This window comes from Kitasatospora sp. NPDC127121 (genome assembly GCF_042677305.1).
Lineage (GTDB): Bacteria > Actinomycetota > Actinomycetes > Streptomycetales > Streptomycetaceae > Kitasatospora.
Window position 1 is genome coordinate 118,025 of the sequence record NZ_JBHXTQ010000012.1, and the last position, 7,530, is coordinate 125,554.

Sequence of the window (7,530 nt, forward strand, 5' to 3'; positions counted from 1 at the left end):
GGCAGGTGCCGCATGCGACCGCCCTCCTACAAGGCCATCGTCGACGAGTACGCGGCGGCCATCCGCTCCGGCGCGCTCCCGGCCGGCACCCGGCTGCCGACCCATCGGAGGCTCGCCCGCGAGCGGCGGATCGCCCTGGCCACCGCCACCCGCGTCTACACCGAACTCGCCGCCGCCGGGCTGGTGGTGGGGGAACAGGGCCGGGGGACCTTCGTCCGGACGCGCTCCGGCTACGACGGGATCGAACCCTCGCGCGCCCTCCCGGTGCCCCGGGTCGCGGACCTGTCGTTCAACCAGCCGCTGGCCCCCGGGCAGGGGGACCTGCTCCGGCAGGCCCTGCGCACACTCGCCTCCTCCGGCGACGCCGAGGCGCTGCTGCGCCAGCACCCGCCAGGCGGCCACCGGCACGACCGGGCGGTGGTGGCCCGGTACCTGCTGGGGCGCGGCGTCGACACCGCCCCGGAGAACGTGCTGCTGACCAGCGGGGCGCAGCAGGCGCTCGACTGCGTGCTGCGCACGCTCACCCGGCCCGGCGACGTCCTCGCCGTCGACGCGCTCAGCTACCCGGGGGTGAAGCTGCTCGCCGCCGCCCACGGCCTCGACCTGGCGCCCGTCCCGGTCACCGCGACGGGACCGGACCTCGACGCGCTGGAGCGGCTGTGCCGCGCCCGGCCGGTCCGCGCGGTGTACACCATGCCCACCGTCCACAACCCGCTCGGCTGGGTGCTCGACCGGGCGCAGCGCGACCGGCTGGCCGCGATCGCCACCGCCCGCGGCTGCGTGCTGATCGAGGACGGCACGTACGCCTTCCTGGAGACCTCGCCGCCCGCGCCGCTGCACGCGCTGGCGCCCGAACACACCTGCTACGTCGCCGGGTTGTCCAAGAACGTGGCCCCGGGCCTGCGGTTCGGCTTCGCCGTGCTGCCCGGGCGCCTGCTGCGGGCCGCGACCAGCAGCCTGCGCGCCGCGGCCTGGGGTGCGCCCGGGCTGGTGACGGCGCTGGCCACCGGCTGGCTCGCGGACGGCACGGTCGCCCGCCTGGAGCGGCACCGCCGCGCGGACGCCGCCGCCCGCCAGCGCATCGCCGCCACCGCCCTGGCCGGCCTGGACGTCACGGCGCACCCGGCCTCGTACCTGGTGTGGCTCGGCCTGGCGGAGCACCAGCGGCCCGACCGGGTCGCGGCCGTCCTCGCGGGCGAGGGGATCCTGGTGTCCACGGCGGACGCCTTCGCCACCGGCCCGCACCGCCCCCGGGCCGTCCGGCTGGCGCTGGCCACGCCGCCGCTGGACGCGTTGGCGGGCGTGCTGGGGCGGCTGCGCGCGGCCGTCGAGGCGATCCCGCCGTGAGGCCTCTCGCGGCGCACGGCCCGCAGGCCTGCCCGCTGTGGGACCGACCCGCCGCACGCGCAGCACCCCACCGCACCCGCAGCACCGCACGCACGCGCAGCACCACCCGCACGAGAAGTCGGCCCGCCCGACGTCCTGCTCCGACGTCCTGCTCCGACGCCCTGCTGCGGTGCCCTACTCCCCCGCGCCGCGCCGCGCGGCCCGGGAGAACCGCGCGCCCCACTCCCCGACGAGGTCGAGCAGTTCGGGCGGGCCGAGGACGCGGAAGTCCGCGCCCAGCGAGCCGAGCGCCATGGCCGGCCAGTCCAGGGAGTCGGCGGTCATCTCCAGGTGGCAGCGCCCGGCGTCGACCTCCTCGACGGTGCCCCACCGGCCGACCTGTGCGCGGACGGTCGCGGCCGGGGCGTCCACCAGCGCCGCCACCCGGTACGGGCGCGGCACGCCGTTGAGACCGGCCCGGACGAACTCGGCGGCGTCGGCGGCGGGCAGCGAACGGGGCCCGAACCGGACGCCGCCGCCCTGCGGCGCGCTCAGCCGGTCGAGCCGGAAGGTGCGCCAGTCCTGCCGGTCGAGGTCGTAGGCGACCAGGTACCAGCGACGGTGCAGGCAGACCAGCCGGTGCGGTTCGACCTGCCGTTCGGCGTGCCGGCCGTCGGCGGCGGTGTAGGAGAAGCGCAGCCGCTCGGTGTCCCGGCAGGCCAGCGCGACCACGGTGAGCCGGTCCGGGTCGACGCCCGACCCGGCCGGGGCGCCCCCGCCGACGGGTACGGTCACCGCGCGCAGCGCCTCGACCCGGCGCCGCAGCCGGGCGGGCATCACCTGCACCACCTTGGCCAGCACCCGCACCGAGGCCTCGGCGATGCCCTCCACCGGGCTCTCCGCCGCGGCCTGGAGGCCCACGGCCAGGGCGACCGCCTCCTCGTCGTCGATCACCAGCGGGGGCAGCGCGGCGCCCGCGGCGAGCTGGTAGCCGCCGTCGACGCCGCGCTGCGCCTCCACCGGGTAGCCGAGTTCACGCAGTCGGTCGATGTCGCGGCGCAGGGTGCGGATCGAGACCCCGAGCCGGTCGGCCAGTTCCTCGCCGGGCCAGTAACGGTGGGTCTGGAGCAGGGAGAGCAGTCGCAGCGTCCGGGTGCTGGTGTTCGCCATGACTCCCATCATCCCGGAATTCAGGACAGAAAGTGGCCGCTATCGCGTTTAGCGTGGACCTTGTCCGAAGGAGCAGGAACCGAACGGAAGGCCACCACCATGACCACGACCCCGAACAACAGCACCGCCACCGGCGAGCGCGCCGACCTGCTGGCGGCCCTGGCCAAGCAGCGGCACTTCCTGCGCTTCACCACCCGCGACCTCACCGACGAGCAGGCCGGCCTGCAGACCACCGTCAGCGCACTGTGCCTGGGCGGCCTGATCAAGCACGTGAGCACGGTCGAGCGGTTCTGGGTGGACTTCATCGTGGAAGGCCCGTCCGCGATGCCCGACTTCAGCAGCTTCACCGAGGCCGACTTCGCCCGCCGCGCCGACGAGTTCCGCCTGCTGCCCGGCGAGACGCTGGCCGGCGTCCTGGCCGAGTACGCCGAGGTGGCCCGCCGCACCGACGACCTGGTCGCCACCCTCCCCGACCTGGGCGCCACCCAGCCGCTGCCGAAGGCCCCCTGGTTCGAGGCCGGCGCCGAATGGTCGGCCCGCCGGGTGCTGATGCACATCGTCACCGAGAGCGCCCAGCACGCGGGCCACGCCGACATCATCCGCGAGGCCCTGGACGGCGCGAAGAGCATGGGCTGACCCCGGTCTACGGCCCGGGGCCGGCCCTCCCGCTCGGCCGGTTGCCGGGGGCGGGTCAGCCCCGGCCGACGAAGGTGAAACCGGCCCCGCCGACCGCGCCACGGAGCACGGCGTCGTCGAGCGGTTGCGCGGACGCCACGGTGACGCGGCCGGTCGGCGCGTCGGCGCTGACCTCGGTGACGCCGGGAAGGGCGGCCAGCCCGGCGCTGACCGTCTTCTCGCAGTGGCCGCAGCTCATGCCGTCGACGGTGAGGACGGTGGTGATGGACATGGCGGTGCCTCCGGTGGGGTGGGGTGAGGTGGGGTGAGGTGGGGTGGGGAAGCCCGGCCGGGCCCGCTCGGACGCGGCCGATGATCAACGTGCACCACGACAGCGGAAAGCGCCGCCGACGCCGAGGGACACGCCGCACGGGTGGCACCTTCGAGTGGTTCCGGGAACCGATCGGGCCGCGCGACCGACGGGCCGTCATCGACCGGCTGAACCGGTGGTCCGCTTTCGCCCGTTCCTCCCCATAACGCCCTTCCTTTCCGCGACCGAACCCCGTCCGAACCCCGTCCGAACCCCGTCCGAACCCGTCTGGACTCGTCCGAAACTTGTTCGAACGCCGCCTAGACTCGTCTGATCCCGACCGAACCCGCCCAGGAGCCTGTCACCGCCATGCCCACCCCGACGCCCCACACCTCCATACCCGGCGGGTCCACCGGACCCGACCCGACCACCGGAGCGAGGGCGCGCCTCGCAACCGGGGGCAGCCGATGAGGAAGTTCACCGGATTCCGGCGCAGGCGGCTCTGGCACGGCGCGCTCGCCCTGGTGGTGGCCGGCGCCGTGACCGGCGGCCTGCTGTGGTGGCACCCGTGGGCCCCGGGCGACGGGCCGAAGCCGATGGAGTTCACCACGGCCGCCGGCGGCTCGCCCCGCTTCGGCACCGGCGAGCACCTGTACCGCTACAAGGTGCGGGCGGAGAACGGGATCGCCGAGAGCCCCGGGCAGTTCGCCGCCGAGGTCGACGCCGTCCTCGGGAACGTCCAGCACGGCTGGGCCGCCGGTGGCACCGCGTCCTTCCAGCGCATGCCCGCCGACCCGGTGGACTTCACCGTCTACCTGGCCACCCCGGAGACCACCGACCGGATCTGCGGCCAGTACGGCCTGGACACCGGCGGCACGGTGAACTGCGGCGTGGGCCACCAGGTCGTCATCAACCTCAAGCGCTGGACGGAGCTGTCGGAGTTCTACGTCGGCAAGCCCGAGCTCTACCACGCGCTCGCCGTCAACCACGAGGTCGGCCACGTCCTCGGCAACGGCCACGTCGACTGCCCGGGCGCGGGCGAGCCGGCACCGGTGATGATGCAGCAGATCAAGGGCCTGCACGGCTGCGTCCCGAACGGCTGGCCCTACTCCGACACCGGCACCCTCCTCACCGGCCCGCCCGTCCAGGCCCCCACCTCCGCCCCCTGACGGATGAACCCGGTCAAGAATATGACTTGATTGCCTTTTGGGTCGCAAAGCGGCCCGCCGTGAAGCGGCCCCACGCCGCCACCGGCGATCCTTCGCACGCCCCGGAGCACGGATAATCCTGTATCGGACCAGGTCGTGGTCCTGATCGTGCTCATGGAGGAACAGCGTTGAACGGTATGCCCGCCGGAGAGAACCTCGACTACCGGCTGCTGCTGGATGCCGCGGCGGCGGCCGCGCGGGCGACCGGCGACCAAGGGCATGTCGCCGACTACATCCCGGCCCTCGCCACGGTCGACCCGGACGCCTTCGGCATGGCGGTGGCCACCGTCGACGGCGAGCTGTACGGGATCGGGGACTGGGAGCAGCCGTTCTCCGTCCAGAGCGTCTCGAAGCTGTTCACCCTGGCACTGGCCCTGGCCCACGGCGGGGACACGGTCTGGCGCGGGGTGGGGCGGGAGCCGTCCGGCAATCCCTTCAACTCGCTGGTGCAGCTGGAGAGCGAGCACGGCATCCCGCGCAACCCGTTCATCAACGCCGGCGCGCTCGTGGTGACCGACCGCCTGCAGACCATGACGGGCGACGCCGCCGGGGCGGTCCGCGAGTTCCTCCGCCGGGAGTCCGGCAACCCGCTGCTCGACACCGATCCGGTCGTGGCCGCGTCCGAGGCGGAACACGGCCACCGCAACGCCGCCCTGGCCCACTTCATCGCCAGCCACGGCAATCTGGAGAACCCGGTCGAGACCGTCCTCGACCACTACTACGCGCACTGCGCGGTGTCCGCCAGCTGCCGGGACCTGGTCCTGGCCGGCTCCTTCCTGGCCCGCTACGGGGTGCGCACCGACGGCACCCGGCTGATGTCGCGCAGCGAGGCCAAGCGCGTCAACGCCGTCCTGCTCACCTGCGGCACCTACGACGCGGCGGGCGAGTTCGCCTTCCGGGTCGGGCTGCCGGGCAAGAGCGGCGTGGGCGGCGGCGTCCTCGCCATACTGCCCGGGCGGGCCGCGGTCTGCGCCTGGGGCCCCCGGCTGGACCAGGCCGGCAACTCGGTGGCCGCGGTCACCGCCCTGGACGCCCTGACCACCCTCTCCGGCTGCTCGATCTTCTGACCCGTCGGCTGCCGCCCCGGCGTTCCGAGGGCTCGCGCGCCGCACCCGTCCGTCGCCTAACTTGTGGCGTTGATCCGGCTGTTGGGCACCGACCGGCCGGTCGTCCATGGCATGCTCCACGCGGGGGCGCCGATCGTGATGACGATCGGCCGGCCATGAGGCATACGACCAAGAGGAAAGTGGGGGTCCCGTCCCATGCGAACCGCCGTAGCAAGCTTGTTGGCCCTGGCCGGCGCGGCAGGGCTGGTGCTCAGTTCGTTCCAACCCTGGTACGCCAAGAGCGATCCGAGGTCCGTACCGGTCGCCGACCTGTTCCGGGGCATGTCACCCACCCGCACCACGTCAACCGGCATGTCGATGTTCCTGCTGCTGGCCGTCGCCGCGGCGATCGCGGTGCTGGCGCTGCTGGTGCGCTCGCGCCCGGGCCTGCTCCTGGCCGCCGTGGTCGCGGTGGTCACCGGCGTGCTCTGGGTGTACCAGAAGGGGCGGGAGCTGAAGCCGATCTCGCTCGGGATCGGCAATCTGGAGAACGGCTTCTGGAACGCCTGCGGCGGCGTCCTGGTGCTCCTCCTCGCACTGGCCGTGCTGCCGCCCAAACGCTCCTGAGCCTTCCCGCCTCCCGGCCCGGTCGCCCCCACGGCGGCCGGGCCGGAGTCGTTTCCGCTTGAGGCAGCACTCCCCATCACTCCCTAAAATTACCTTTACTTCACTCCTCGCAGTAGTTTAAGGATAGATACCACCCTATCGAGCGAGTGGAGTACGGCATGACCATCTACACCTCCGACGAGGGCGCCCGCGTCCTCGCCCGGGAGTACACCGCCCTCCTGGACCACTGGCCCGTGCCCGCCGAACGGCTGCACGTCCCCACCCGTCAGGGTTCGACCTTCGTCCTGGCCTGCGGCCCCGAGGACGCGGCGCCCCTGGTCCTGCTGCACGGCTCCGGGGCGAACGCGGCGATGTGGGCGGACGACGTGGCCCTGTGGGCCCGGCACTTCCGCGTCTACGCCGTCGACGTGATCGGCGAGCCCGGTCTGAGCGCCCCCGTGCGCCCCGAACTGCACTCCGACGCGCACGCGCTGTGGCTCGACGACGTGCTGGACGCGCTGCACGTCGAGCGCGCCGCCTTCGTGGGGACGTCGCTGGGCGGGCTGCTGGCACTCGACTACGCGATCCGCCGCCCGCAGCGGGTGGACCGGCTGGCGCTGCGCTGCCCCTGCGGGATCGGCCGCCAGAAGCGGGGGGTGCTGGTCGCCGCGCTGTTCGTGCTGCCGTTCGGGGACTGGGGGCGGCGCACGATGCTGAGGCTGGCCCTGGGCCCCGCCCCCACCCCCGTCCCGCCCACGGCCGAGGAACGCGCCTTCGGCGAGTACGTGCTGCTCATCCACCAGCACTTCCGGCCGCGCCGGGAGAGGCTGCCGGTCGTCACCGACGGCGACCTGGCGGGCCTGGAGATGCCGGTGCAGGTCACCATCGGTGGCCGCGACCGGCTCATCGACTCCCACGACACCCGCCGCCGGCTCCAGCGGGCCGCCCCCCGGGTCTCGGTCACCTTCCTCCCCGAGGTCGGCCATCTGCTCAGGGACCAGACCCGGCCGGCCCTCGCCTTCCTCCTCGCCGAGGAAGGCGGCCCGCCCCGGGCCTGAACGCGAGCGGCCCCGTGCTCCACCGCCCGTCGGGGCGGGGAGCACGGGGCCGTCGTACCGGGCCGGTTCGCACCGGGGCCGGCGCGAACCGGGTGAGGACCGCGCGGCGGGCGTCACGGTGCGCGGTTGACGGGCGGCGGCAGCGGCGGCAGGGGGACGGCGGCCCCCCCCGACCGCGCCCCCGGCGGAGC

General features: G+C 74.2%; 8 protein-coding genes. 6 read left to right on the forward strand and 2 right to left on the reverse strand.

Features of this window, described 5'->3' with window-relative positions; genetic code table 11:
• The first annotated feature begins 12 nt into the window (after window positions 1-12).
• Entirely contained in the window at window positions 13-1,347 is a 1,335-nt protein-coding gene (locus ACFVHI_RS09725) for a PLP-dependent aminotransferase family protein (RefSeq protein WP_380337427.1), read from the forward strand.
• 174 nt (window positions 1,348-1,521) lie between these two features.
• Here the strand turns inward: ACFVHI_RS09725 and ACFVHI_RS09730 are convergent, their stop codons facing one another.
• Complete coding sequence (locus tag ACFVHI_RS09730; RefSeq protein WP_380337430.1) at window positions 1,522-2,496, reverse strand: helix-turn-helix transcriptional regulator; 975 nt, start codon at window positions 2,494-2,496, stop codon at window positions 1,522-1,524.
• A gap of 99 nt (window positions 2,497-2,595) precedes the next feature.
• Here ACFVHI_RS09730 and ACFVHI_RS09735 point away from each other — a divergent pair, with 99 nt between their 5' ends.
• On the forward strand, window positions 2,596-3,132 hold the full coding sequence (locus tag ACFVHI_RS09735; protein WP_380337433.1) for a DinB family protein: 537 nt from the start codon (window positions 2,596-2,598) through the stop codon (window positions 3,130-3,132).
• Between the two features lie 55 nt (window positions 3,133-3,187).
• On the opposite strand, the gene ACFVHI_RS09740 is transcribed toward ACFVHI_RS09735, so the two are convergent.
• Window positions 3,188-3,403 carry a heavy-metal-associated domain-containing protein gene (locus ACFVHI_RS09740; protein WP_063350365.1) on the reverse strand — a complete coding sequence of 72 codons (216 nt, stop codon included), beginning with the start codon at window positions 3,401-3,403 and terminating at the stop codon, window positions 3,188-3,190.
• Between the two features lie 485 nt (window positions 3,404-3,888).
• Here ACFVHI_RS09740 and ACFVHI_RS09745 point away from each other — a divergent pair, with 485 nt between their 5' ends.
• The 4 genes from ACFVHI_RS09745 to ACFVHI_RS09760 all read left to right on the forward strand — a co-directional run bounded on the left by ACFVHI_RS09745 (window position 3,889) and on the right by ACFVHI_RS09760 (window position 7,339).
• Entirely contained in the window at window positions 3,889-4,590 is a 702-nt protein-coding gene (locus ACFVHI_RS09745) for a DUF3152 domain-containing protein (RefSeq protein ID WP_380337436.1), read from the forward strand.
• 176 nt (window positions 4,591-4,766) lie between these two features.
• Window positions 4,767-5,696 (forward strand): glutaminase, encoded by a 930-nt coding sequence (locus tag ACFVHI_RS09750; RefSeq protein WP_380337439.1) that lies wholly within the window; start codon window positions 4,767-4,769, stop codon window positions 5,694-5,696.
• 195 nt (window positions 5,697-5,891) lie between these two features.
• Entirely contained in the window at window positions 5,892-6,302 is a 411-nt protein-coding gene (locus tag ACFVHI_RS09755; RefSeq protein ID WP_380337442.1) for a hypothetical protein, read from the forward strand.
• Window positions 6,303-6,460: 158 nt separating this feature from the next.
• A complete protein-coding gene (locus tag ACFVHI_RS09760; protein ID WP_380337444.1) occupies window positions 6,461-7,339 on the forward strand; it encodes an alpha/beta fold hydrolase in 879 nt (292 codons plus the stop codon).
• Window positions 7,340-7,530: the final 191 nt, after the last annotated feature.